The sequence below is a fragment of the Serratia ureilytica genome (assembly GCF_013375155.1).
GTDB lineage: Bacteria > Pseudomonadota > Gammaproteobacteria > Enterobacterales > Enterobacteriaceae > Serratia > Serratia ureilytica.
The window spans coordinates 52377-76203 of sequence record NZ_JABXOF010000013.1 but is presented as its reverse complement, the minus strand read 5'-3'; the positions used below and the strand labels follow the sequence as shown (position 1 = coordinate 76203).

Sequence of the window (23827 nt, the reverse complement as noted above, 5' to 3'; positions counted from 1 at the left end):
GGCAGAGTGATGAACGACACAACGAGCGAAACGGAAATTGAAGAGCTGCGCGCCCTGGCGCGCGCCATCCGCCTGGAAACATTGAAGGCGTTGACCGGGCTGGGGTTCGGCCACTACGGCGGCTGCATGTCGGTGGTCGAGACGCTGGCGGTATTGTACGGCGGCGTGATGCGCATCGATCCGGCGGATCCGGACTGGCCGGAGCGCGATGACTTCGTGCTGTCGAAGGGGCACGCCGGCCCGGCGCTGTACAGCACGCTGGCGATCAAGGGCTACTTCCCGCTGGCGGAGTTGCAAACCCTCAATCAGAACGGCACGCGCCTGCCGAGCCATCCGGACCGGCTGCGCACGCGCGGCGTGGACGCCACTACCGGCTCGCTGGGGCAGGGCGTGTCGATCGCCGCCGGCATGGCGCTGTCCCATCGGCTGGCGGGACGCCGCAATCGGGTGTTCAGCATCCTCGGCGACGGTGAACTGAACGAAGGGCAGTGCTGGGAGGCGTTCCAGTTTATCGCCCACCACAATCTGAACAACCTGACGCTGTTTATCGATTACAACAAACAGCAGCTGGACGGCGCGCTGGACGAGGTGATCCAACCGTTCGATCTGGCCGCCAAGTTCCGCGCTTTCGGCTTTGAGGTGCAGACCATCAAGGGCGACGACATTGCGGCGCTGCTGGCGGCGGTGAGGCCGGCGCGCGGCGGAGAACAGCGGCCGCTGGCGATCGTGCTCGACAGCATCAAGGGACAGGGGGTGACCTATTTGGAAAACCTGTCGAACTCACACCACCTGCGCCTGACGCCGGACGTGCAGCAGGAGATTGAAAAAGCCATCGCCGAACTGGAGGCCGCCCATGTTTAACGTAGTGACGCAGTTGGAAAACGACGCCGTCGAAATGCGCAAAGTCTATGCCGGCGCGGTGCGGCGGCAGATTGAAGCGGGCGCGCCGATCATCGCGCTGGAGGCGGATCTGATGAGCTCCATGGCGATGGACGGCGTGCATAAGGATCACCCGCAGCACGTGATTAACTGCGGCATCATGGAGGCTAACGTGATCGGCGTCGCCGCCGGGCTGTCGCTGACCGGCCGGGTGCCGTTCGTGCACACCTTTACCGCCTTCGCCAGCCGCCGCTGTTTCGATCAGCTGTTCATGTCGCTGGATTATCAGCGCAACAACGTCAAGGTGATCGCTTCCGACGCCGGGGTGAGCGCCTGCCACAACGGCGGCACCCACATGTCGTTCGAGGATATGGGCATCGTGCGCGGGCTGGCGCACTCGGTGGTGCTGGAAGTGACTGACGCCACCATGTTCGCCGACATTCTGCGCCAGCTGATGGATCTGCGCGGCTTCTACTGGGTGCGCACCATCCGCAAGCAGGCGACGCGCATCTACCAGGACGGCTCGCGCTTTACCATCGGCAAGGGCAACCTGCTGCGCGACGGCGACGATATCACGTTGATCGCCAACGGCATCATGGTGGCGGAGGCGCTGAAGGCGGCGGAGATGCTGGCGCGGCAGGGCGTCAGCGCGGCGGTGATCGATATGTTCACCCTCAAGCCTATTGACCGTGAACTGATCAAAACCTACGCGGCCAAGACCGGACGCATCGTCACCTGTGAAAACCACAGCATTCATAACGGGCTGGGGTCGGCGGTGGCGGAGGTATTGGCGGAGGAATGCCCGACGCCGATGCGGCGCGTGGGGGTGAAGGAGCGTTACGGCCAGGTGGGCACCCAGGCGTTTTTACAGCAGGAGTACGGCCTGACCGCCGAGCACATTCTGGAGGCTGCCGGGCAGTTGCTGCAAAAGTAGTTTTTGAGTCAATAACAACTGCTGTAACGAATGAGGCTCAGTGCTCTGGAGAAAGCATATACCTTCCGACCCGGAATTTGAGTCATGACTCACGTATTATTAACTGATAAGCCCCTTAGGGGGCTTTTTGTTTTCGGTGAATATAGGTGGCCAATGCTTGGGTAAAAAGAGATAATAAAAATAGATTAATAAATACAATGAGTTATATTCATGGAGTGAATAGTGATAACAGCAAGAGGCTCATTCAGAAGGCTGACGCTAGGCGAGATCACGCTATCCCGCTCTCTCTATACCCTCATCATGATGATGTTGCTCAGTGGTTGTATGCTTGAAAAGCAACGTTTTTACACTGCGGATATTACGCTACGGGGAAATGATCTCTGTTTCTCTTTACCGCAAACCGACCCAACACAGAGTGGCAGGGTCAGTCTGGTCAGTATCGCTATTGAACACCGGTTGGGTAGCCAAACGCATGAACTCTGGCGTAGGACCATTCTACCGCCGAAGCCCGTTGAGACGATTACGCCCGGCCAATGTATCCCATACTCGTTCAAGGCATTTGAGAGCAATGTGCCCTACACCGTGGCAATCAGTACCGTAGATCCTCAGGATGCAGATTCCAAACGTTTCTGGCAGCGCAGTTTCTCGCTGAAAATCAGTGACGGCCAGATTTCGCAGGTTATTGCCAGCGCGAAGTAATAAAGCCAGAGAAGGGATGAATGAGATGACTGGGGCAGCAATGTGTGTGAAGCGGGGTGATTGGTATAACGCTTGAGAAGGAATTGATTATGCAACTCGGCATGGTTACTAAATGGGCTCATCGGCTATTGACGACGGTTTTGTTGGTTATTGTCGTTGGCTTTGCGGGGTATTGGTATGCCACCCGCGATACTTATGACGATAAGCTCTACAGCAAAAAGCAGTTGACCGACGAGATTTGGCTCTATGTCACCGAGTATCAGAATGCGGGGGCCACCGACACGGATGTGTATCGTTACTATTTGAACGGAAGCCTGGATGGCGACCCTATCAACGTGCTGAGTCAAAGCGCGCCAATTTTGACGGCGGATCGGGCTGATGCAACTATCCGCGGCGAGGGCAACCGCGTCACCATCAATTTTTCCGGGAAGGTGTATTCCTTTACGAATTCGGCATTTTTCTATGCCACGAACAGCCAAATCCCCATCATGCCTACCATTGATTTTTCTGCACGGGGCGTCAGCGCCTGGCGATGATGGTGGGTGCTGCGGATTTGGCGGGTATTGTCTAAAACAGCATCATCACCAAGAATATCAGGCATAAAAAAGCCAGTCAGGATTACCTGACTGGCTTTTTTTAACGGTTTATTACGCCTTGGCGGCGGCAGCGTCAGCCTGGGAAGACTGGATCGCCGTCAGCGCGACGGTGTAGACGATATCGTCAACCAGTGCGCCGCGCGACAGGTCGTTCACCGGCTTGCGCATGCCTTGCAGCATCGGGCCGATGGAAACCAGGTCAGCGGAGCGCTGTACCGCTTTGTAGGTGGTGTTGCCGGTGTTCAAATCCGGGAAGATGAACACGGTCGCCTGGCCGGCCACCGGTGAGTTCGGCGCCTTGGACTTGGCAACGTCGGCCATGATGGCGGCGTCGTACTGCAGCGGGCCGTCGATGATCAGATCCGGGCGTTTTTCCTGCGCCAGACGGGTCGCTTCGCGCACTTTCTCTACGTCGCTGCCCGCACCGGAGTTGCCGGTGGAGTAGGAGATCATCGCCACGCGCGGCTCGATGCCGAAGGCCGCGGCGGAATCCGCAGACTGGATGGCGATTTCAGACAGCTGCTCGGCGGTCGGATCCGGGTTGATCGCGCAGTCGCCGTAGACCAGTACCTGGTCAGGCAGCAGCATGAAGAACACGGAGGAGACCAGCGAGCTGCCCGGTGCGGTTTTGATCAGCTGCAACGGCGGACGGATGGTGTTGGCGGTGGTGTGAACCGCACCGGAGACCAGGCCGTCGACTTCGCCTTGTTCCAGCATCAGGGTGCCGAGCACCACGTTGTCTTCCAGCTGCTCGCGCGCGACCACTTCGGTCATGCCCTTGCTCTTGCGCAGCTCAACCAGACGTGGCACGTAGTTTTCACGCACGGCGACCGGATCGACGATTTCGATGCCTTTGCCCAGCTCAACGCCTTGCGCTGCCGCGACGCGCTGGATCTCGTCCGGGTTGCCGAGCAGCACGCATTCCGCGATGCCGCGTTCGGCGCAGATGGCCGCCGCTTTCACGGTGCGCGGCTCGTCGCCTTCCGGCAGCACGATGCGCTTGCCGGCTTTACGCGCCAGCTCGGTCAGTTCGTAACGGAACGCCGGTGGAGACAGGCGGCGTGAACGCTCAGAGGTAGCGGTCAGCGAGTCGATCCACTCGGTGCTGATGTGGCTGGCCACGTAGTTCTGCACTTTCTCGATGCGCTGGTGGTCGTCCGCCGGCACTTCGAGGTTGAAGCTCTGCAGGCTCAGCGAGGTTTGCCAGGTGTTGGTGTCAACCATGAACACCGGCAGGCCGGTCTGGAAGGCGCGTTCGCACAGCTTCTTGATCGGCTCGTCGATGGCGTAGCCGCCGGTCAGCAGGATGGCACCGATTTCCACGCCGTTCATCGCCGCCAGGCAGGCGGAGACCAGCACGTCAGGGCGGTCTGCGGAGGTCACCAGCAGGGAGCCAGGGCGGAAGTGTTCCAGCATGTGCGGGATGCTGCGCGCACAGAAAGTCACGGACTTCACGCGGCGGGTCATGATGTCGCCTTCGTTGACCACGCGGGCCTTCAGGTGGCGAGCCATGTCGATGGCGCGGGTGGCGATCAGATCGAAACTCCACGGCACGCAGCCCAGAACCGGCAGCGGGCTGTTGGCGAACAGCTGTGCAGGATCGACGTGGGCGATGCTGGCCTTGGTGGAGTCGTCGAAGATTTCGGACAGGTCAGGACGGGTGCGGCCCTGATCGTCGACCGGCGCGTTCAGCTTGTTGATGATCACGCCGGTGATGTTTTTGTTCTTGCTGCCGCCGAAGCTGGTGCGCGCCAGTTCGATGCGCTCTTTCAGCTGCGCCGGGGAGTCGTTGCCCAGCGCCAGCACGAAGACGATCTCGGCGTTCAGGGTTTTGGCGATCTCGTAGTTCAGCGCGTTGGCGAACTGATGCTTGCGGGTCGGCACCAGGCCTTCGATCAGCACCACTTCCGCGTCTTTGGTGTTCTCGTGGTAACGAGCCACGATCTCTTCCATCAGCACGTCTTGCTGGTTGGAGCTCAGCAGGCCCTCAACGTAGTCCATGCGCAGCGGTTCGGCCGCCGGAATGGTGGAGTTGCTGCGGATGATGGTGGTGGTCTGGTCGAGTGCGTTGTCGCCGGTGCGCGGTTGAGCGATAGGTTTGAACACGCTCAGACGAACGCCTTTTTGCTCCATGGAGCGGATGACACCCAGGCTGACGCTGGTCAGGCCGACGCTGGTGCCGGTGGGGATCAACATAATAGTACGTGACACAGAATAGTCCTCTTCACGATTAACATGAGGCTAAAACAACACCGTCAGCCTGGGCTGACGGTGTTTTGAGAGCATTACGCGGTCAGGCGGGATGCGTCCTGCGCGATGACCAACTCTTCGTTGGTCGGGATCACCAGCGCCAGGCGGCTGCCGTCTTTGGTGATGGCGCCGGATTTGCCGAAGCGAGCGGCCATGTTGCGGTCGTGGTCGATTTCGAAGCCCAGCAGGCCCAGTTTGTTCAGGGTCAGCTCACGCACCATGCCGGCGTTCTCGCCGATGCCGCCGGTGAAGATCACCGCGTCCAGACGGCCTTCCATCAGCGCGCTGTAGGCGCCGACGTATTTGGCCAGACGGTGGCAGAACACGTCCATGGCGCGTTTGGCGTCGGCTTTGCTGTCGTAGTTGTCTTCAACGTAACGGCAGTCGCTGGTGACTTCGGTCAGGCCCAGCAGGCCGGATTCTTTGGTCAGCATCTTGTTGATCTGGTCAACGCTCATGCCCAGAGAATCGTGCAGGTGGAAGATGATAGCCGGATCGATGTCACCGCTGCGGGTGCCCATCACCAGGCCTTCCAGCGGGGTCAGACCCATGGAGGTGTCAACGCACTGGCCGTTACGCACTGCGGTGACGGAGCCGCCGTTGCCCAGGTGGCAAGTGATCACGTTCACTTCTTCTACCGGCTTGTTCAGCATCTTCGCGGCTTCTTGAGTCACGTAGAAGTGGCTGGTGCCGTGTGCGCCGTAGCGGCGAACGCCGTGGTCGCGGTACAGGCTGTACGGCAGGGCGTACAGGTAAGATTCTTCCGGCATGGTCTGGTGGAACGCGGTGTCGAACACGGCAACGTTCTTGTCAGCCAGGTGAGGGAAGGATTTCAGCGCTTCCGCGATGCCGATCAGGTGAGCTGGGTTGTGCAGTGGTGCAAACGGCACGGAATCTTTGATACCCTGCAGAACTTCGTCGTTGATCACGGCGGAAGCGGTAAACTTCTCGCCGCCGTGCACGATGCGGTGGCCGATAGCGGTCAGCTGCGCAGAAAGCTCTGGTTTTTGTGCCAGAATAGTATTAACAATGAAGTTCAGCGCTTCGCTGTGTGCAGCGCCGGCCCCCAGGGCAGCTTCGTGTTTGGCGCCGTCCATTTTCCACTTGATGCGAGCTTCAGGCAGGTGGAAACACTCGGCCAAACCGGAGAGGAATTCGTCGCCGTTAACGGCATCGATGATGGCGAATTTCAGAGAAGAACTGCCGCAGTTAAGAACCAGTACTAGCTTACTCGACATGGAAGTACCTACTTAAATAGTCGTGTTGTTAAAAGAAAATCGAACACACGTGGTGAATTAATCGTCAATCAGACAACAAGCGTAGCGCATAGTGCCGATGACATTTATGATTAACATCATGTGAAGTGCACAAATCACAGGATGATGGAAAAACCGATGATTTCTCTGCGGTTTAAATAATCTTGATTTTTATAGGGCTAAAAGTTGACAAAATTTACGTCATCTTCTACCGGCCACAAGGCCGGCTTAGGATACCGATAGCCCGGTGCAAACACAAAATAAATTTAAAGCTTCAAATTTTTTAGTATGGGCTCTGGCAGCACGCTTTTAGTTTCTTTACGTGACGTTGAGGTACGCAATGACGAGCAAACCGTCCGGTTCCGTAAGCTGGTTTCAGGTCTTCCAGCGCGGGCAGCATTATATGAAAACCTGGCCGTCAGACAAACGTCTGGCACCGGTCTTTCCGGAGAACCGCGTTGCGCGTGCCACCCGTTTCGCTATCCGTTTCATGCCGCCGTTGGCGATTTTCACGCTGACCTGGCAGATCGCGCTGGGCGGCCAGCTCGGCCCGGCGATCGCCACCGCGCTGTTTGCCTGCAGCCTGCCGATGCAGGGCTTGTGGTGGCTGGGGCGCCGTTCTGTTACGCCGCTGCCGCCGACGCTGCTGCAATGGTTCCATGAGGTGCGCAACAAGCTGACGGAAGCCGGGCAGGCGGTGGCGCCGCTCGAGGGCACGCCCACCTATCAGACGTTGGCCGATCTGCTTAAGCGCGCCTTCAAGCAGTTGGATAAAACCTTCCTCGACGATCTGTAAATGAAAAAGGCCGCGCTGATGCGGCCTTTCTCGTCAAAGCGCCAATAACCCCGGTTTAAATCAAAGAACGGTCGAGTTGTGATTTCCTGCGTTCTTGCGCTGTGCGATGCTCCCGCCATCATACAGAAATGAGGAAATCCTGATGGAAATGACCCATGCCCAGCGCCTGATCCTGTCGAATCAGTACAAGATGATGACGCTACTCGATCCGGACAACAGCGATCGTTATCGCCGGTTGCAAACCATCGTCGAACGCGGCTTCGGCTTGCAAATGCGCGAGCTGGATCGTGACTTTGGTGAACTGAGCGAAGAGGTATGCCGCACCATCATCAACGTGATGGAGATGCACCATGCGCTGCAGGTTTCCTGGGGCAATCTGAAAGAGAAACAGGGGCTGGACGAGCGCCGCCTGGCGTTTCTCGGCTTCGACGCCGCCACCGAGGCGCGCTACCTGAGCTATGTGCGTTTCCTGGTCAACACCGAGGGGCGCTATACTCACTTCGATTCCGGCAGCCACGGTTTCAACGCCCAGACCAAAATGTGGGAAAAATACCAGCGTATGCTGGCGATCTGGCTGGCCTGCCCGCGCCAGTATCACTTGAGCGCCGTTGAGATAGCGCAAATCATCAATGCTTGATTAAAAAGAGGTTTTCTGTGGAGTGTAAGGGTTTTCTGTTCGATCTTGATGGCACCCTGGTGGATTCGCTGCCGGCGGTAGAGCGCGCCTGGACGCACTGGGCCGAGCGTCGCGGCGTCGATCCGCAAGCGGTGCTGGACTTCATTCACGGTAAACAGGCCATTACTTCTCTGCGCCACTTTATGCCGGGTGAAAGCGAAGCGGAAATTCAGCGCGAGTTCCAACTGCTGGAGCAGGTGGAAGCGCAGGATACCGAAGGCGTTCGCGCGCTGCCGGGCGCCATCGCGTTGTTGGAGCGCCTGAACGCGCTCGGCATCCCTTGGGCGATCGTCACCTCCGGTTCGGTGCCGGTGGCCGGCGCTCGCCGCCAGGCCGGCGGTTTGCCGCAGCCGGCGGTGTTCATCACCGCCGAGCAGGTTAAACACGGCAAGCCTCAGCCCGATGCCTACCTGCTGGGTGCCGAACGTCTGGGGCTGGCGCCGCACGAGTGCGTGGTGGTTGAAGACGCGCCGGCCGGCATTCTTTCGGGGCTGGCGGCGGGCTGCCAGGTGATTGCGGTCAACGCCCCGGCCGACGCGCCGAAGCTGGAGCAGGTTGACCTGCGGCTGGATTCGCTGGCGCAGATCGCCGTTGATAAAACGGCGCAGGGCGCGATCGTTCGCCTACTGGCCTGAGTGGCATTATCTTCACCCTAATTGATTAGACCCCGCCTTTGCGGGGTTTTTTTATGCTATTTTTTAAGCCCTTGGACATTTGCCGGATGAGGCCGTTTTGAACAGCGAATTACTGTGGGTGCTGAGTTTACTGCTGATTGCCATCGTGCTGTTTACCACCAACAAGCTGCGCATGGACGTGGTGGCGCTGTTGGTGATCATCGCCTTCGTGCTGAGCGGCACGCTCAGCCTGCAGGAGGCGACGGTCGGGTTCAGCGATCCCAACGTGATTCTGATCGCCGCGCTGTTCGTGATCGGCGAAGGGTTGGTACGCACCGGGGTGGCCTATCAGGTGGGCGACTGGTTGGTGAAAGTGGCCGGCAGCAGCGAAACCAAAATGTTGATGCTGCTGATGGTGACGGTCGCCGGGCTGGGGGCATTTATGAGCTCGACCGGCGTGGTGGCGATCTTTATCCCGGTGGTGCTCAGCGTGACGGCCAGAATGAAGATCGCGCCGGGGCGGCTGATGATGCCGCTCAGCTTTGCCGGGCTTATCAGCGGCATGATGACGTTGGTGGCCACGCCACCCAATATGGTGGTCAACAGCGAGCTGGTGCGCGAAGGCATCCATGGTTTCGGTTTCTTCAGCGTGACGCCGATCGGCCTGGTGGTGCTGGCGCTGGGGGTCGGCTACATGCTGATCGCCCGGCGTTGGCTGGGCAGCGGTGACACGGGCAAAGCCGGCGACGGCTGGCAGCGCCGCACCTTCCGCGATCTGATCCGCGATTACAGACTGACCGGCCGCGCGCGGCGGCTGGCTGTCCGCAGCGCTTCGCCGCTGATTGGGCGTTCGCTGGATGAACTGCACCTGCGTGCGCGCTACGGCGCCAACGTGGTGGGCATCGAACGCTGGAAACGCTTTCGGCGGGTGATGGTCAGCGCCTCCGGCAGCACCGAGCTGCGCGAGGGCGACGTCCTCTTGATCGACATGTCGGACAGCCAGATCGATCTGCGCGAATTCTGCGGCGAACAGCGGCTGGAGCCGATGGTGCTGCGCGGCGATTACTTCTCGGAACAGTCGCGCAACGTCGGCATGGCGGAGGTCTCGCTGATCCCTGACTCGGCGCTGCTGGGCAAAAGCCTGCGCGAAGCGGCGTTCCGCAGCCGCTACGATCTGAACGTGGTGGGCATCCGCCGCCACGGCGAGACGCTCGGCGGCAAACTGGTGGACGAGCCGCTGGAGCTGGGCGACATTTTGCTGGTGATCGGCGACTGGAAGGCGATCCGTCAACTGCAGGCCAAAACCCATGACTTTATCGTGCTCAACTTGCCGGCCGAAGTGGACGAAGTGGCGCCGGCCATCACACAGGCGCCGCACGCGCTGTTTTGCCTGGCGTTGATGGTGGCGATGATGCTGACCGACGAAATCCCCAACCCGATCGCGGCGCTGATCGCCTGTTTGCTGATGGGCAAATTCCGCTGTATCGACATGGAGAGCGCTTATAAATCGATCCATTGGCCGAGCATCATTTTGATCGTCGGCATGATGCCGTTCGCGCAGGCGCTGCAAAAGACCGGCGGGGTCAGTCTGATCGTCAGCGGGCTGATGGATGTCGCCGGCGGGGCGGGGCCGCGCGTGATGCTGCTATGCCTGTTCGTCTTGTGCGCGACTATCGGGCTGTTTATTTCCAACACCGCGACGGCGGTGCTGATGGCGCCGATCGCCATCGCCGCCGCGCGCGAAATGGGCGTCTCGCCATACCCGTTCGCGATGATTATCGCCATCGCCGCGTCCGCCGCCTTTATGACGCCGGTCTCTTCACCGGTCAACACGCTGGTGCTGGGGCCGGGCAATTACAAGTTCGGCGATTTCGTGCGTCTCGGCGTGCCGTTCACCCTGCTGGTGATGGCGGTCAGCGTGATTGTGGTGCCGTGGCTCTATGGTTTTTAACGGCGCAGCGAGGCTGCGCCGGCGGGGTTACAGCGAACTGTCGAGGCTGATTTCGTCCAGCGACAGGCTGAAGCTGGGAATGAACACTTCCATGAAGTAGTCCATCTCCGGGCTGCGGCGCTGTTCCAGGGTTTTATCCAGCCTCGCCTTGGCCAGGGTGAATTCGTTGTTGCCGGCAGACAGCTCTTCCAGGCATTTCAGGTAGGCGCACAGCGCGTCAGCCTGCTTCACCACCTGCTTTTCATCTTCGCTGTAATAATGCTCATCGAGAATGGTGCGAAAATCGTTGCGCAGCTCCGCCGGGATCATGTCCAGCAGCTTTTGCTGGGCGATCTTTTCGATCTTCTTGTACTCATGGGCGATCTGCGGATTGTAGTATTTGATCGGCGTCGGCATGTCGCCGGTGATCACTTCGCTGGCGTCATGGTACATCGCCAACAGCGCAACGCGGTCGGCGTTGAGGTTGCCGTTGAATTTGCGGTTCTTGATCACCGCCAACGCGTGGGCGACAAAGGCCACCTGCAGACTGTGTTCGGAGACGTTCTCGGTGCGCACGTTGCGCATCAGCGGCCAGCGGTTGATCAGTTTCAGGCGGGACAGATGGGCGAAGAAATGGCTCTGACTCATGGTGCTCTCTTTAACGGCAAGTGAGGGCCCCATTGTGAAGCAGTGTCGGCGAATTTTGCAACCGGGCTGTGAGGGAAGGGCGCAGCGAGGCGCTGCGCCCCTGATGATTATTGGTGATAGCCTTCCAGGAAGCGGCCCAGCTTGCCGACCGCCATTTCCAGTTCGTCTACGCGCGGCAGGGTGACGATGCGCACGTGATCGGGGTAAGGCCAGTTGAACGCGGAGCCCTGCACCAGCAGCACTTTTTCCTGCAGCAACAGATCCAGCACCAGTTTCTGGTCGTCGTGGATGTTGAAGCGTTTGGCATCGATGCGCGGGAACATGTACAACGCGCCCTGCGGCTTCACGCAAGAGACGCCCGGGATGTCGTTGAGCAATTCCCAGGTGCGGTTGCGCTGTTCGTACAGGCGGCCGCCGGGCTGAATGAATTCGCTGATGCTCTGATAACCGCCCAGCGCGGTCTGAATCGCGTGCTGCATCGGCACGTTGGCGCACAGGCGCATCGAAGCCAGCATCTCCAGCCCTTCGATATAGCCTTTGGCGTGCTTTTTCGGCCCGTTCAGCACCATCCAGCCCTGGCGGAAACCCGCCACGCGGTAGGTCTTCGACAGGCCGTTGAAGGTCACGGTCAGCAGATCCGGCGCCAGCGCGGCGATCGAGTGGTGCTCTGCTTCGTCGTACAGGATCTTGTCGTAGATCTCGTCGGCGAAGATGATCAGGTTGTGTTGACGGGCGATCTCGACGATCTGCTCAAGCAGCGCTTTGCTGTAGACCGCACCGGTCGGGTTGTTCGGGTTGATGATCACGATGCCGCGGGTGCGCGGGGTGATCTTGCTGATGATGTCGTCCAGATCCGGGAACCAGCCGGCCTGCTCATCGCACAGGTAATGTACGGCCTTGCCGCCGGACAGCGACACTGCGGCGGTCCACAGCGGATAGTCCGGCGCCGGCACCAGCATTTCGTCGCCGCTGTTGAGCAGCGCCTGCATGGACTGAACGATCAGCTCGGAGACGCCGTTGCCAATGTAGATATCCTCAACGGTCACGTCACGCATGTTGCGCGCCTGATAGTGCTGCATGATCGCTTTACGCGCCGAGAAGAGGCCTTTGGAATCGGAGTAGCCTTGCGCCGTGGGCAGATTGCGGATCACGTCGACCAGGATTTCGTCCGGGGCGTCGAAGCCGAACGGGGCAGGGTTGCCGATGTTCAGTTTCAGGACTTTATTGCCTTCTTCTTCAAGACGTTTAGCTTCTTTAAGCACCGGGCCGCGAATGTCATAGCAGACGTTGTCCAGTTTGCTGGATTTCTCAATGGGGGACATAAAAAGTTGAGCCTTTTGCTGGGATAGGGGCGCTCCTACCGTGGGACGCCGCAACCCGCCCAATGTACTCCTGGCGTAGTTGCTTTTGAAGGGTTTTGCACGCCTTTGGTGCAAATGCATGTCGTAACGGGGGATTTTAGTTATGATAAGCAAAGGTAAAGTTATTTTTTGGTTCATAATTTCATGAACTATAATTTTACTAGGGTTTTGTTCTGTGAAATCGAGCGTCGTTCAACGCGACGCGCTGGCGTCAGCGCTTGGGTGTGGAGAACTGATAAGCCATAAGGGAGAATGGTTTTCAGTAACTGTAAAGGAACGATAATACCGGAGTTGTCTGATAGCGGGTTGTCAGATGACACACCACACTAAGAAAAATGGCATATTTACATAAGCTTTACTTTATATTTTATCTTAAGCATTGTTTATGTGGTTATGAGAATATTATTTAAAGTAAAAATCTTACTGATTGAATTTATTAAATTCATTGCGTGGTGACACGAAGTCGGTGCCGTTAATTATTTATATTTCTTGCTCGTAAATGCAGTCTGAACGCCAGTTGATAAGGGTTATCAGTAGCACGAATGGAGTGGAAATTAGGCAGTATGAATGAGTAAAATCTCAGGCCCGGTGGGGGTTTTCCCCGTATGCCGGCATTTAGTCCCCCGCGTTCTATAAGCAGCATCGATAGATCGCATTTCAAAAAGCGATAGAGGTAACGAATCATAAGTAATTTTTTTGCCCTCCACTTATGAGTGGGGTACTGTCATAACAGGCTCCGTCCTTTTTCAACGGCGTCTGAGAAACACACCAGGGTAGTAGTTCGTAAATTAGAATTTAAAAAAGTGAAGAATACACTATGACAACTGCAAATCGTCCGATACTTAATCTCGACCTCGATCTGCTAAGAACCTTTGTTGCGGTTGCTGATTTGAATACTTTCGCAGCGGCGGCTGTCGCCGTTTGCCGTACTCAATCAGCCGTCAGCCAACAAATGCAGCGATTAGAGCAACTGGTCGGCAAAGAACTGTTTGCCCGCCATGGGCGCAACAAACTTCTGACTGAGCATGGTATTCAGCTTCTCGGTTATGCCAGAAAAATCCTGCGCTTTAACGATGAAGCCTGTACCTCTCTGATGTACAACAATATTAAAGGTGTTCTGACCATCGGCGCTTCCGACGACACCGCCGATACCATTCTGCCTTTCCTGCTGAACCGCGTAACCGCCATCTATCCGAAGCTGGCTATTGACGTGCGCGTGAAGCGCAGCACGACGATGGTCGATCTGCTGGAAGAGGGCGAGATCGATCTGGCGGTGACCACGGCCGATCCCGAAGGGCATCCGCACATCGTGCTGCGCACGTCGCCGACGTTGTGGTACTGCGCCGCCGATTACCATTACCAGGCCGGCGAGCCGATCCCGCTGGTGGTGATGGACGAGCCAAGCCCGTTCCGTTCGCTGGCGATCAAGCAGTTGGACGAAGCCGGCATCCCGTGGCGCATCGCCTACGTCGCTTCCACGCTGTCCGCGGTGCGGGCGGCTTGCAAGGCCGGCCTGGGCGTGACCGCGCGGCCGATCGAGATGATGAGCCCTGACCTGCGGGTGCTGGGCGCGGCGGAAGGTTTGCCGCCGTTGCCGGATACCCAGTATGCGCTGTGCAAAAACGCGCAGTGCAGCAACGAGCTGGCGATGGCCATCTTTAGCGCGATGCAGGGCGGCAATGACGGCTATGGCTTCAACGGCGCGGAAGGCGGTCTCCAGAGCGATCAGGATGACGCCAGCCTGGTGGACGAAGAAGAATAACGCTGCGGCGCGATATCTGATGAAAACCTCTGCTTCGGCGGAGGTTTTTTTTGTCCTTTTTTTACCTAAAATTGTATTTATATGTGTTTGGTTTGTTTTTTTAATTGAGTTGGATGTTTTGTTAACTTTTAAGCGTTACTGAAAAGAGAGTTTGGCCGGGTTTAATACGCTAAGTTCGTTTTTTGAGCAATAAGATTGAATGGGTTAAAGGCATGGTAATAGCATGGTTATTTTGTTAGCTTATAGCGGCCGTTTTTGCGGCTCAATTTGAGGAAAATTGTTAAAGGGCCACACTTTTTTTGAGGATTTATGCTGAAAACGTGTCCTGGATCAAAAAAATACCCCTAGGTAGTGAGTGGAAGAACAGGGAATTCCTGAGACAATGGTATAGTAAAACTGAAATGTGCATGTTGGTTTATATCTATCTGTTTCTACACAAAAATTAACTGACACGATTTAGCCTGTCCCTGGCGCATCAAATGTTAATCAAATGATACGTATGTAAACTAGTGTGTAGATACTTTTGTCAAAGTTGACAAAAGGTTATAGAAAGGAGTAAAAAGCCCACAGAAAAACGCTGCCTAACTCGCTGTAAAAGCAGTTTGTTTGTGTGGTTATTTATCCTTCCCTTAAATCGATGTGGCGCACTAACTGCCGGTGACAAGAGCAGTGCGATCGACGCCACTTTTGATGAGTAAGCATAGAGTATGTCAACAACCACTGAAGTTATCGCTCATCACTGGGCGCTCGCCGTATTTCTCGTTGTGGCTATCGGGCTCTGCGGCTTAATGCTGCTGGGCGCGTTCTTCTTGGGCGGGAGAGCCCGGGCGCGCGCCAAACACACCCCGTTTGAATCAGGCATCGACTCGGTCGGCACGGCGCGCATGCGTTTGTCCGCCAAGTTCTACCTGGTGGCCATGTTCTTCGTTATTTTCGACGTTGAAGCCTTATACCTGTATGCCTGGTCGGTCTCGATTCGCGAGAGCGGCTGGGTAGGCTTTATCGAAGCCGCCATTTTCATTTTGGTGCTATTGGCCGGTCTGGTTTATCTGGTGCGCATCGGCGCGTTGGATTGGACTCCGGCGCGTTCCCAACGCCGCAGCAAACCGAGCACGATCACTAACACCAACAGTCATCCGCAGTAACAGCGAGGCATTAAGATGGACTATACGCTCACCCGCATAGACCCGAACGGTGAGAACGACCGTTATCCCCTGCAAAAACAGGAGATCGTCGCCGATCCCCTGGAACAACAGGTCCACCGCACGGTTTACATGGGTAAACTCGAGCATGCGCTGCATGACATGGTGAACTGGGGGCGTAAAAACTCTATTTGGCCGTATAACTTCGGCCTTTCGTGCTGTTACGTGGAGATGGTGACGTCGTTTACCGCCGTTCACGACGTGGCGCGTTTCGGTGCGGAAGTGTTGCGCGCCTCCCCGCGTCAGGCTGACCTGATGGTGGTGGCCGGCACCTGCTTCACCAAGATGGCCCCGGTTATCCAACGCCTGTACGAGCAGATGCTGGAGCCCAAGTGGGTGATCTCGATGGGCGCTTGCGCCAACTCCGGCGGCATGTACGACATCTATTCCGTGGTGCAGGGCGTGGACAAGTTCCTGCCGGTCGACGTGTACATTCCCGGCTGCCCACCGCGTCCGGAAGCCTACATGCAAGCGCTGATGCTGCTGCAGGAATCCATCGGCAAAGAACGTCGCCCACTGTCGTGGGTTGTCGGCGATCAGGGCGTTTACCGCGCCAATATGCAGTCTGAAAGAGAGCGTAAACACGGCGAGCGCATCGCGGTGACCAACCTCCGGACGCCTGACGAGATTTAAGACGTTCATTTAACGTCCATCTTAGTGCGCTATTGGTTAACACAGCGAAAAGTGAAACTTGCGGCGAATAACCCTTTAGTGTGGTGAAAAAAAATTATGACAGATTTGACGACGCACGACGCCTTGCCTGCCTGGCAGACCCGAGATCACCTTGACGACCCGGTGATCGGCGAACTGCGCAACCGTTTTGGGCCGGAAGCCTTTACTGTTCAGGCCACCCGCACCGGCATGCCCGTGGTATGGGTTAAACCTGACCAGTTACTGGAAGTAATGACGTTCCTGAGAAAACAGCCGAAGCCGTATGTCATGCTGTTCGATCTGCATGGCGTGGACGAACGTCTTCGCACCCACCGCGACGGCCTGCCCGCTGCGGATTTCTCCGTTTTCTACCATCTGATTTCCATCGAGCGCAACCGCGACATCATGCTGAAGGTGGCGCTGTCTGAAAAAGACCTGCACGTGCCGACGGCCACCAAGGTGTTCCCAAACGCCAACTGGTATGAGCGCGAGACCTGGGAAATGTTCGGCATCACCTTCGACGGCCACCCGCACCTGTCGCGCATCATGATGCCGCAGACCTGGGAAGGGCACCCGCTGCGCAAGGACTACCCGGCGCGCGCCACCGAATTCGATCCTTTCGTGTTGACCAAGCAGAAAGAAGATCTGGAGATGGAAGCGCTGACCTTCAAGCCGGAAGACTGGGGCATGAAGCGCGGCACCGAGAACGAAGACTTCATGTTCCTCAACCTCGGCCCGAACCACCCGTCTGCGCACGGTGCGTTCCGCATCATTCTGCAGCTGGACGGCGAAGAGATCGTCGACTGCGTGCCGGATATCGGTTATCACCACCGCGGCGCCGAGAAGATGGGCGAGCGTCAATCCTGGCACAGCTACATTCCGTACACCGACCGCATCGAATACCTCGGCGGCTGCGTGAACGAAATGCCTTACGTGCTGGCGGTTGAAAAGCTGGCCGGCATCAAGGTGCCGGAGCGCGTTGACACCATTCGCGTGATGCTGTCCGAACTGTTCCGCATCAACAGCCACCTGCTGTACATCTCCACCTTCATTCAGGACGTCGGCGCGATGACCCCGGTGTTCTTCGCCTTTACCGACCGCCAGAAGATCTACGATCTGGTGGAAGCGATCACCGGCTTCCGTATGCACCCGGCCTGGTTCCGTATCGGCGGCGTCGCGCACGATCTGCCGCGCGGCTGGGATCGCCTGCTGCGTGAATTCCTCGAATGGATGCCGAAGCGTCTGGATTCCTACGTGAAAGCGGCGCTGAAGAACAGCATTCTGAAAGGCCGTTCCATCGGCGTCGCGTCTTACAACGCCAAAGAAGCGCTGGAATGGGGCGTGACCGGTGCCGGTCTGCGCGCCACCGGCGTCGAGTTCGACGTGCGTAAATGGCGCCCGTACTCCGGCTACGAGAACTTCGACTTCGAAGTGCCGGTCGGCGACGGCAACAGTGACTGCTACACCCGCGTGATGCTGAAGGTGGAAGAGCTGCGCCAGAGCCTGCGCATCCTCGAACAGTGCCTGAACAATATGCCGGAAGGCCCGTTCAAGGCCGATCACCCGCTGACCACGCCACCGCCGAAAGAGCGCACGCTGCAGCACATTGAAACGCTGATCACCCACTTCCTGCAGGTTTCCTGGGGCCCGGTGATGCCAGCCAACGAATCATTCCAGATGATTGAAGCCACCAAAGGGATCAACAGCTACTACCTGACCAGCGACGGCAGCACCATGAGCTACCGCACCCGGGTACGTACGCCGAGCTTTGCGCACCTGCAGCAGATCCCATCGGTCATCCGAGGCAGCCTGGTTTCCGACCTGATCGTCTATCTGGGTAGTATCGATTTTGTAATGTCAGATGTGGACCGCTAACTATGCATGATCAAAAAGACAATCACGCAGTCAACGATGCGCTCGAGCCCATCAATGCAGCCGCTCCTCAGAGCGGCGTTGATGCATTTGTACTGAGCGCGGAAGAACGTGATGCGATCGAGCACGAAAAGCACCATTACGAGGATCCGCGCGCCGCTTCCATCGAAGCACTGAAAATTGTGCAGAAGCAGCGCGGCTGGGTTCCGGACGGTGCGATTTACGCCATCGCGGAAGTGCTGGGCATCCCCGCCAGCGACGTAGAAGGCGTGGCCACGTTCTACAGCCAGATTTTCCGTCAGCCAGTAGGACGTCACGTGATCCGTTATTGTGACAGCGTTGTTTGTCACATCACCGGTTACCAGGGCATTCAGGCCGCTATCGAGAAGAAGCTGAACATCAAACCGGGTCAAACCACCTTTGATGGCCGCTTCACGCTGCTGCCGACCTGCTGTCTGGGCAACTGCGATAAAGGGCCGACCATGATGATTGATGACGACACGCACAGTCAGCTGAAGCCTGAAGATATCGAGACGCTACTGGAGCAGTATCAATGACCAAGCACATTGTACGCACTCCCGAAACGCATCCGCTGACCTGGCGTCTGCGCGATGACAAGCAGCCGCTGTGGCTGGACGAATACCGCAGCAAAAACGGCTATGCCGGCGCAGAGAAGGCCCTCAAAGGCCTGGCCCCGGACGAGATCGTCGGCCTGGTGAAAGATTCCGGGCTGAAGGGCCGCGGCGGCGCGGGCTTCTCCACCGGTTTGAAGTGGAGCCTGATGCCGAAGGACGAATCCATGAACATCCGTTACCTGCTGTGTAACGCCGATGAGATGGAGCCGGGCACCTATAAAGACCGCCTGCTGATGGAGCAGCTGCCGCACCTGCTGGTGGAAGGCATGCTGATCTCCGCGTTCGCGCTGAAAGCCTACCGCGGGTACATCTTCCTGCGCGGCGAGTACATCGAAGCGGCGGCGCACCTGCGTCGCGCCATCGCGGAAGCCACCGAAGCCGGCTATCTGGGCAAGAACATTCTCGGCACCGGGTTTGATTTCGAGCTGATCGTCCACACCGGCGCCGGCCGTTACATCTGCGGTGAAGAAACCGCGCTGATCAACTCGCTGGAAGGCCGCCGCGCCAACCCGCGTTCCAAGCCGCCATTCCCGGCCAGCGCCGGCGTCTGGGGCAAGCCGACCTGCGTCAACAACGTCGAAACGTTGTGCAACGTGCCGGCCATTTTGGCGAACGGCGTGGAGTGGTACACCGGCATCTCCGGCAGTGAAGACAAAGGCACCAAGCTGATGGGCTTCTCCGGCCGGGTGAAAAATCCGGGCGTCTGGGAGCTGCCGTTCGGCACCACCGCGCGCGAGATCCTGGAAGACTACGCCGGCGGCATGCGCGACGGTCTGCGTTTCAAAGCCTGGCAGCCGGGCGGCGCGGGCACCGACTTCCTGACCGCCGATCACCTCGATCTGCCGATGGAATACGGCGCGATCGGCAAAGCCGGCAGCCGTCTCGGCACCGCGTTGGCGATGGCGGTAGACCACGAGATCGGCATGGTGCCGCTGGTGCGCAACCTGGAAGAGTTCTTTGCCCGCGAGTCCTGCGGCTGGTGTACGCCATGCCGCGACGGCCTGCCGTGGAGCGTGAAGATCCTGCGTGCGTTGGAAAACGGCGAAGGGCAGCCGGGGGATATCGAAACCCTCGAACAGCTGTGCCGTTCCCTCGGCCCGGGCAAAACCTTCTGCGCCCACGCGCCAGGTGCCGTAGAGCCACTGCAAAGCGCGATTAAATATTTCCGTGAAGAGTTCGAGGCGGGTATCGCCGTGCAGCACTTCGGCAACGCGCATGCGATTGGCGGCATTCAGCCGAACAATCTGCTGAAGCAACGCTGGTAAGCCGACTCGCCCGAACACGGCCAGAATTTTTGATTAACGCCTGCCGCAAGGCAGGCCACTTGGAAGCATGCTGACTATGGCTACGATTCATGTAGACGGCAAAGAGTATGAGGTAGACGGAGCGGACAACCTGCTGCAGGCTTGTCTCTCCCTCGGCCTTGATATTCCTTACTTTTGCTGGCATCCGGCGCTGGGAAGCGTCGGCGCTTGCCGCCAATGTGCGGTAAAGCAATACCAAAACGCGGAAGATACGCGCGGCCGTTTGGTGATGTCCTGTATGACCCCGGCATCCGATGGCACCTTCATCTCCATCGATGACGGCGAAGCGAAGCAGTTCCGTGAAAGCGTGGTCGAGTGGTTGATGACCAACCACCCGCACGATTGCCCGGTCTGTGAGGAAGGCGGTAACTGTCACCTGCAGGATATGACGGTAATGACCGGCCACAGCTTCCGTCGCTACCGCTTCACCAAGCGCACCCACAACAACCAGGAGCTGGGGCCGTTTATCTCGCACGAGATGAACCGCTGCATCGCCTGCTACCGCTGCGTGCGTTACTACAAAGACTATGCGGACGGCACCGACTTCGGCGTGTACGGCGCGCACGACAACGTCTACTTCGGTCGCCCGGAAAGCGGCACGCTGGAAAGCGAGTTCTCCGGCAACCTGGTGGAAGTGTGTCCGACCGGCGTCTTCACCGACAAAACGCATTCCGAACGCTACAACCGTAAATGGGACATGCAGTTCGCGCCGAGCATTTGCCAGCAGTGCAGCATCGGCTGTAACACCAGCCCGGGCGAGCGCTATGGCGAGCTGCGCCGTATCGAAAACCGTTACAACGGCAGCGTGAACCACTACTTCCTGTGCGACCGCGGCCGTTTCGGTTACGGCTACGTCAACCAGAAAGATCGTCCGCGTCAACCGCAGCAGCTGCGCGGCGACGACTGGATCACCCTGAACGCCGAGCAGGCGATGCAGGGCGCGGCGGACATCCTGCGTCAGGCGAAGAAAACCATCGGCATCGGCTCCCCGCGCGCCAGCCTGGAAAGCAACTTCGCGCTGCGCGAGCTGGTCGGCGCCGAGAACTACTACACCGGTATCGCTCAGGCGGAGCAATCACGCCTGGCGCTGATGCTGAACGTGCTGAAGAACGGCGGCGTTCATACGCCGGCGCTGCGTGAGATCGAAGATTACGACGCGGTGCTGGTGCTGGGCGAAGACCTGACGCAAACCGGCGCGCGCATCGCGCTGTCCGTGCGTCAGGCCGTCAAGGGTAAAGCCCGCGCGATGGCGGCGGCGCAGCGCGTTGCCGACTGGCAGATCGCGGCGGTGCAGAACATCGGCCAGCACGCCAAGTACCCGTTGTTCACTACTAACATCGACAACACCCGCCTGGACGACATCGCCGCCTGGAACTACCGCGCGCCGGTAGACGAGCAGGCACGCTTCGGCTTCGCCATCGCGCACGCGCTGGATAGCGCAGCGCCGGCGGTGAACGATCTGGCCGATGGCCTGAACAAGAAAGTCGACATCATCGTGCAGGCGCTGACCGGCGCACGCAAACCGCTGATCATTACCGGCAGCAACGCCGGCAGCGAAGCCATCATCGAAGCGGCGGCCAACATCGCCAAAGCGTTGAAGGGCCGCGGTTCCGACGTCGGCATCACCTTCGTGGCGGGCGCCGCCAACAGCATGGGCCTGGCGATGATCGGCGGTGGTTCGCTCGATCAGGCGCTGGAACAGCTGGCGAGCGGCGCAGCCGATACCGCCATCGTGATGGAAAACGATCTCTATCGCCATGCGCCGGCGGCGCAGGTGGACGCAGCGTTGGCCAAGGTCAGCAACCTGATCGTCGCCGATCACCAGCGCACCGCGATCATGGACAAAGCCAACCTGATCCTCTCCTCGGCCAGCTTTGCCGAGAGCGACGGTACGCTGATCAACCAGGAAGGCCGCGCGCAGCGCTTCTTCCAGGTATACGATCCGGCTTACTACGACGACGCCAAGAAGAATCAGTTCACTGTGATGCTGGAAAGCTGGCGCTGGATGCACTCGCTGCACTCCACCTACACCAGCCGCCATGTGGACTGGACTCAGCTCGATGACGTGATCGCCGCTTGCGTCGCCGCGTTGCCGCAGCTGCAGGGCATCGTCGATGCCGCGCCGGACGCGACTTTCCGCATTCGCGGTCAGAAGCTGGCGCGTTCGCCGCACCGTTCCAGCGGCCGTACCGCCATGCGCGCCAACATCAGCGTGCACGAGCCGCGTCAGCCGCAGGATAAAGACACCATGTTCGCCTTCTCGATGGAAGGGAACAACAGCCCGCTGGCCGATCGTCAGCAGATCCCGTTCGCCTGGGCGCCAGGCTGGAACTCACCGCAGGCATGGAACAAGTTCCAGGCTGAAGTGGGCGGCAAATTGCGCCACGGCGATCCGGGCGTGCGCCTGATCGAAGCGGGGGAGGGCAGCCTCGGTTACTTCGACCGCGTGCCAGCCGCCTTCAATCCGAACGACGGCTGGCGTGTCGCGCCTTACTACCACCTGTTCGGCAGCGATGAAATGTCGCAGCGCTCTCACGTGATCCAGCAGCGCATGCCGGAAGCCTACGTGATGGTCAACCCGGCCGACGCGGCGACGCTTGGCGTCAACGCGGGCAGCCTGGTGGAGTTCAGCTGTGCGGGCCAGACCTTGCGTCTGCCGGTGCGTCTGAGTGAAACCCTGACCCAGGGCCAGGTTGGTTTGCCGCTCGGCTTGCCAGGGATCCCGCCGATCTTGGTGGGTGCTAAGGTAGACAATCTGCGGGAGGCGGCACGATGAGCTGGTTTACCCCTGAGGTGATCGACATTCTGATCGCCGTTCTTAAAGCGGTCGTGATCCTGTTGGTGGTCGTGGCGTGCGGGGCGTTCATGAGCTTCGGCGAACGCCGCCTGCTCGGCCTGTTCCAGAACCGTTACGGACCGAACCGCGTAGGCTGGGGCGGCTCGCTGCAGCTGGTCGCCGACATGATCAAAATGTTCTTCAAGGAAGACTGGGTGCCGAGATTCTCCGACCGGGTGATCTTCACCCTGGCGCCGATGATCGCCTTTACTTCCCTGTTGCTGGCATTTGCCATCGTACCGGTCAGCCCGACCTGGGCGGTGTCCGATCTCAACATCGGTATTCTGTTCTTCCTGATGATGGCCGGCCTGGCGGTGTACGCCGTGCTGTTCGCCGGCTGGTCGAGCAACAACAAATACTCGCTGTTGGGCGCGATGCGCGCTTCTGCGCAAACCCTGAGCTACGAAGTGTTCATCGGCCTGTCGCTGATGGGCGTGGTGATGCAGGCGGGTTCGTTCAACATGCAGGCTATCGTTGAATCGCAGGCGCACGTCTGGAACGTCATTCCGCAGTTCTTCGGCTTCGTGACCTTCGCGATCGCCGGCGTGGCGGTGTGTCACCGTCACCCGTTTGACCAGCCGGAAGCCGAACAGGAACTGGCTGATGGTTACCACATCGAATATTCCGGCATGAAGTTCGGTCTGTTCTTCGTGGGGGAATACATCGGTATCGTCACCGTGTCCGCCCTGATTGTGACGTTGTTCTTCGGCGGCTGGCAGGGTCCGTTCCTGCCGCCATTCATCTGGTTCGCGTTGAAAACGGCCTTCTTCATGATGATGTTCATCCTGATCCGCGCCGCGCTGCCGCGTCCGCGTTATGACCAGGTGATGTCTTTCGGCTGGAAAGTGTGCCTGCCGCTGACGCTGCTGAACCTGCTGGCAACCGCCGCGGTCATTTTGTACAACGCTCAATAAGGGGTGAATAAA

General features: G+C 58.5%; 20 protein-coding genes. 16 read left to right on the top strand and 4 right to left on the bottom strand.

Annotated elements, in window-relative coordinates; genetic code table 11:
• The first annotated feature begins 9 nt into the window (after nucleotides 1-9).
• The 4 genes from HWW83_RS22000 to HWW83_RS21985 all read left to right on the top strand — a co-directional run bounded on the left by HWW83_RS22000 (nucleotide 10) and on the right by HWW83_RS21985 (nucleotide 3048).
• Nucleotides 10-861, top strand: a complete 852-nt coding sequence (locus HWW83_RS22000; RefSeq protein WP_033643868.1) for a transketolase — start codon at nucleotides 10-12, stop codon at nucleotides 859-861.
• The gene (locus HWW83_RS21995) at nucleotides 854-1813 is read left to right on the top strand and encodes a transketolase family protein (RefSeq protein ID WP_042785104.1); all 960 of its coding nucleotides are present in this window, start codon (nucleotides 854-856) and stop codon (nucleotides 1811-1813) included. The genes HWW83_RS22000 and HWW83_RS21995 overlap by 8 nt, the downstream gene beginning before the upstream one ends.
• Before the next feature lie 222 nt (nucleotides 1814-2035).
• Nucleotides 2036-2512 (top strand): putative T6SS immunity periplasmic lipoprotein, encoded by a 477-nt coding sequence (locus tag HWW83_RS21990; RefSeq protein WP_332108119.1) that lies wholly within the window; start codon nucleotides 2036-2038, stop codon nucleotides 2510-2512.
• An 89-nt stretch (nucleotides 2513-2601) separates the two neighbouring features.
• Nucleotides 2602-3048 carry a hypothetical protein gene (locus HWW83_RS21985; RefSeq protein WP_046687549.1) on the top strand — a complete coding sequence of 149 codons (447 nt, stop codon included), beginning with the start codon at nucleotides 2602-2604 and terminating at the stop codon, nucleotides 3046-3048.
• Nucleotides 3049-3159: 111 nt separating this feature from the next.
• Here HWW83_RS21985 and pta read toward each other — a convergent pair whose 3' ends face one another.
• Together pta and ackA are read right to left on the bottom strand one after the other, a co-directional pair.
• Nucleotides 3160-5319 carry a phosphate acetyltransferase gene (gene pta / locus HWW83_RS21980; RefSeq protein WP_004936066.1) on the bottom strand — a complete coding sequence of 720 codons (2160 nt, stop codon included), beginning with the start codon at nucleotides 5317-5319 and terminating at the stop codon, nucleotides 3160-3162.
• A 74-nt stretch (nucleotides 5320-5393) separates the two neighbouring features.
• Nucleotides 5394-6596 (bottom strand): acetate kinase, encoded by a 1203-nt coding sequence (gene ackA, locus HWW83_RS21975; protein WP_004936063.1) that lies wholly within the window; start codon nucleotides 6594-6596, stop codon nucleotides 5394-5396.
• A gap of 358 nt (nucleotides 6597-6954) precedes the next feature.
• Between ackA and yfbV the strand changes: the two genes are divergently transcribed.
• The 4 genes from yfbV to HWW83_RS21955 all read left to right on the top strand — a co-directional run bounded on the left by yfbV (nucleotide 6955) and on the right by HWW83_RS21955 (nucleotide 10651).
• On the top strand, nucleotides 6955-7410 hold the full coding sequence (yfbV, locus tag HWW83_RS21970) for a terminus macrodomain insulation protein YfbV (protein ID WP_004936061.1): 456 nt from the start codon (nucleotides 6955-6957) through the stop codon (nucleotides 7408-7410).
• A 142-nt stretch (nucleotides 7411-7552) separates the two neighbouring features.
• Nucleotides 7553-8047: a YfbU family protein gene (locus tag HWW83_RS21965; protein ID WP_033643864.1), complete on the top strand. Its 495-nt coding sequence runs from the start codon at nucleotides 7553-7555 to the stop codon at nucleotides 8045-8047.
• 17 nt (nucleotides 8048-8064) lie between these two features.
• Nucleotides 8065-8721 (top strand): sugar phosphatase, encoded by a 657-nt coding sequence (locus HWW83_RS21960; protein ID WP_033643863.1) that lies wholly within the window; start codon nucleotides 8065-8067, stop codon nucleotides 8719-8721.
• A gap of 97 nt (nucleotides 8722-8818) precedes the next feature.
• Nucleotides 8819-10651, top strand: a complete 1833-nt coding sequence (locus HWW83_RS21955) for an SLC13 family permease (RefSeq protein ID WP_033643862.1) — start codon at nucleotides 8819-8821, stop codon at nucleotides 10649-10651.
• A 27-nt stretch (nucleotides 10652-10678) separates the two neighbouring features.
• Here HWW83_RS21955 and yfbR read toward each other — a convergent pair whose 3' ends face one another.
• Nucleotides 10679-11278 carry a 5'-deoxynucleotidase gene (gene yfbR / locus HWW83_RS21950; RefSeq protein WP_015378582.1) on the bottom strand — a complete coding sequence of 200 codons (600 nt, stop codon included), beginning with the start codon at nucleotides 11276-11278 and terminating at the stop codon, nucleotides 10679-10681.
• A gap of 107 nt (nucleotides 11279-11385) precedes the next feature.
• The gene (locus HWW83_RS21945; RefSeq protein WP_019453720.1) at nucleotides 11386-12600 is read right to left on the bottom strand and encodes a pyridoxal phosphate-dependent aminotransferase; all 1215 of its coding nucleotides are present in this window, start codon (nucleotides 12598-12600) and stop codon (nucleotides 11386-11388) included.
• An 856-nt stretch (nucleotides 12601-13456) separates the two neighbouring features.
• Between HWW83_RS21945 and lrhA the strand changes: the two genes are divergently transcribed.
• The 8 genes from lrhA to nuoH all read left to right on the top strand — a co-directional run bounded on the left by lrhA (nucleotide 13457) and on the right by nuoH (nucleotide 23815).
• The gene (lrhA, locus tag HWW83_RS21940; protein ID WP_033643860.1) at nucleotides 13457-14401 is read left to right on the top strand and encodes a transcriptional regulator LrhA; all 945 of its coding nucleotides are present in this window, start codon (nucleotides 13457-13459) and stop codon (nucleotides 14399-14401) included.
• A gap of 707 nt (nucleotides 14402-15108) precedes the next feature.
• Nucleotides 15109-15546 carry an NADH-quinone oxidoreductase subunit NuoA gene (gene nuoA / locus HWW83_RS21935; RefSeq protein ID WP_004936040.1) on the top strand — a complete coding sequence of 146 codons (438 nt, stop codon included), beginning with the start codon at nucleotides 15109-15111 and terminating at the stop codon, nucleotides 15544-15546.
• A gap of 15 nt (nucleotides 15547-15561) precedes the next feature.
• Nucleotides 15562-16236, top strand: a complete 675-nt coding sequence (locus tag HWW83_RS21930; RefSeq protein WP_004936039.1) for a NuoB/complex I 20 kDa subunit family protein — start codon at nucleotides 15562-15564, stop codon at nucleotides 16234-16236.
• A 96-nt stretch (nucleotides 16237-16332) separates the two neighbouring features.
• Nucleotides 16333-18129, top strand: coding sequence for an NADH-quinone oxidoreductase subunit C/D (nuoC, locus tag HWW83_RS21925; protein WP_033651942.1), 1797 nt, complete (start codon nucleotides 16333-16335; stop codon nucleotides 18127-18129).
• Nucleotides 18130-18131: 2 nt separating this feature from the next.
• A complete protein-coding gene (gene nuoE / locus HWW83_RS21920) occupies nucleotides 18132-18683 on the top strand; it encodes an NADH-quinone oxidoreductase subunit NuoE (RefSeq protein ID WP_015378580.1) in 552 nt (183 codons plus the stop codon).
• Nucleotides 18680-20026, top strand: coding sequence for an NADH-quinone oxidoreductase subunit NuoF (nuoF, locus tag HWW83_RS21915; RefSeq protein ID WP_015378579.1), 1347 nt, complete (start codon nucleotides 18680-18682; stop codon nucleotides 20024-20026). The genes nuoE and nuoF overlap by 4 nt, the downstream gene beginning before the upstream one ends.
• A gap of 76 nt (nucleotides 20027-20102) precedes the next feature.
• On the top strand, nucleotides 20103-22841 hold the full coding sequence (gene nuoG / locus HWW83_RS21910) for an NADH-quinone oxidoreductase subunit NuoG (RefSeq protein WP_122016694.1): 2739 nt from the start codon (nucleotides 20103-20105) through the stop codon (nucleotides 22839-22841).
• Complete coding sequence (gene nuoH / locus HWW83_RS21905; RefSeq protein ID WP_033643858.1) at nucleotides 22838-23815, top strand: NADH-quinone oxidoreductase subunit NuoH; 978 nt, start codon at nucleotides 22838-22840, stop codon at nucleotides 23813-23815. Before nuoG ends, nuoH begins: the two co-directional genes overlap by 4 nt.
• Nucleotides 23816-23827: the final 12 nt, after the last annotated feature.

Excerpts from the sequence above, each read along its gene's own strand:
- lrhA (WP_033643860.1), top strand. The coding sequence starts at position 13,457 with ATGACAACTGCAAATCGTCCGATACTTAATCTCGACCTCGATCTGCTA.
- HWW83_RS21945 (WP_019453720.1), bottom strand. The coding sequence starts at position 12,600 with ATGTCCCCCATTGAGAAATCCAGCAAACTGGACAACGTCTGCTATGAC.
- yfbR (WP_015378582.1), bottom strand. The coding sequence starts at position 11,278 with ATGAGTCAGAGCCATTTCTTCGCCCATCTGTCCCGCCTGAAACTGATC.
- nuoF (WP_015378579.1), top strand. The coding sequence starts at position 18,680 with ATGACCAAGCACATTGTACGCACTCCCGAAACGCATCCGCTGACCTGG.
- nuoH (WP_033643858.1), top strand. The coding sequence starts at position 22,838 with ATGAGCTGGTTTACCCCTGAGGTGATCGACATTCTGATCGCCGTTCTT.
- yfbV (WP_004936061.1), top strand. The coding sequence starts at position 6,955 with ATGACGAGCAAACCGTCCGGTTCCGTAAGCTGGTTTCAGGTCTTCCAG.
- ackA (WP_004936063.1), bottom strand. The coding sequence starts at position 6,596 with ATGTCGAGTAAGCTAGTACTGGTTCTTAACTGCGGCAGTTCTTCTCTG.
- HWW83_RS21930 (WP_004936039.1), top strand. The coding sequence starts at position 15,562 with ATGGACTATACGCTCACCCGCATAGACCCGAACGGTGAGAACGACCGT.
- nuoE (WP_015378580.1), top strand. The coding sequence starts at position 18,132 with ATGCATGATCAAAAAGACAATCACGCAGTCAACGATGCGCTCGAGCCC.
- HWW83_RS21965 (WP_033643864.1), top strand. The coding sequence starts at position 7,553 with ATGGAAATGACCCATGCCCAGCGCCTGATCCTGTCGAATCAGTACAAG.
- nuoA (WP_004936040.1), top strand. The coding sequence starts at position 15,109 with ATGTCAACAACCACTGAAGTTATCGCTCATCACTGGGCGCTCGCCGTA.
- HWW83_RS22000 (WP_033643868.1), top strand. The coding sequence starts at position 10 with ATGAACGACACAACGAGCGAAACGGAAATTGAAGAGCTGCGCGCCCTG.
- nuoC (WP_033651942.1), top strand. The coding sequence starts at position 16,333 with ATGACAGATTTGACGACGCACGACGCCTTGCCTGCCTGGCAGACCCGA.
- HWW83_RS21995 (WP_042785104.1), top strand. The coding sequence starts at position 854 with ATGTTTAACGTAGTGACGCAGTTGGAAAACGACGCCGTCGAAATGCGC.
- HWW83_RS21985 (WP_046687549.1), top strand. The coding sequence starts at position 2,602 with ATGCAACTCGGCATGGTTACTAAATGGGCTCATCGGCTATTGACGACG.
- nuoG (WP_122016694.1), top strand. The coding sequence starts at position 20,103 with ATGGCTACGATTCATGTAGACGGCAAAGAGTATGAGGTAGACGGAGCG.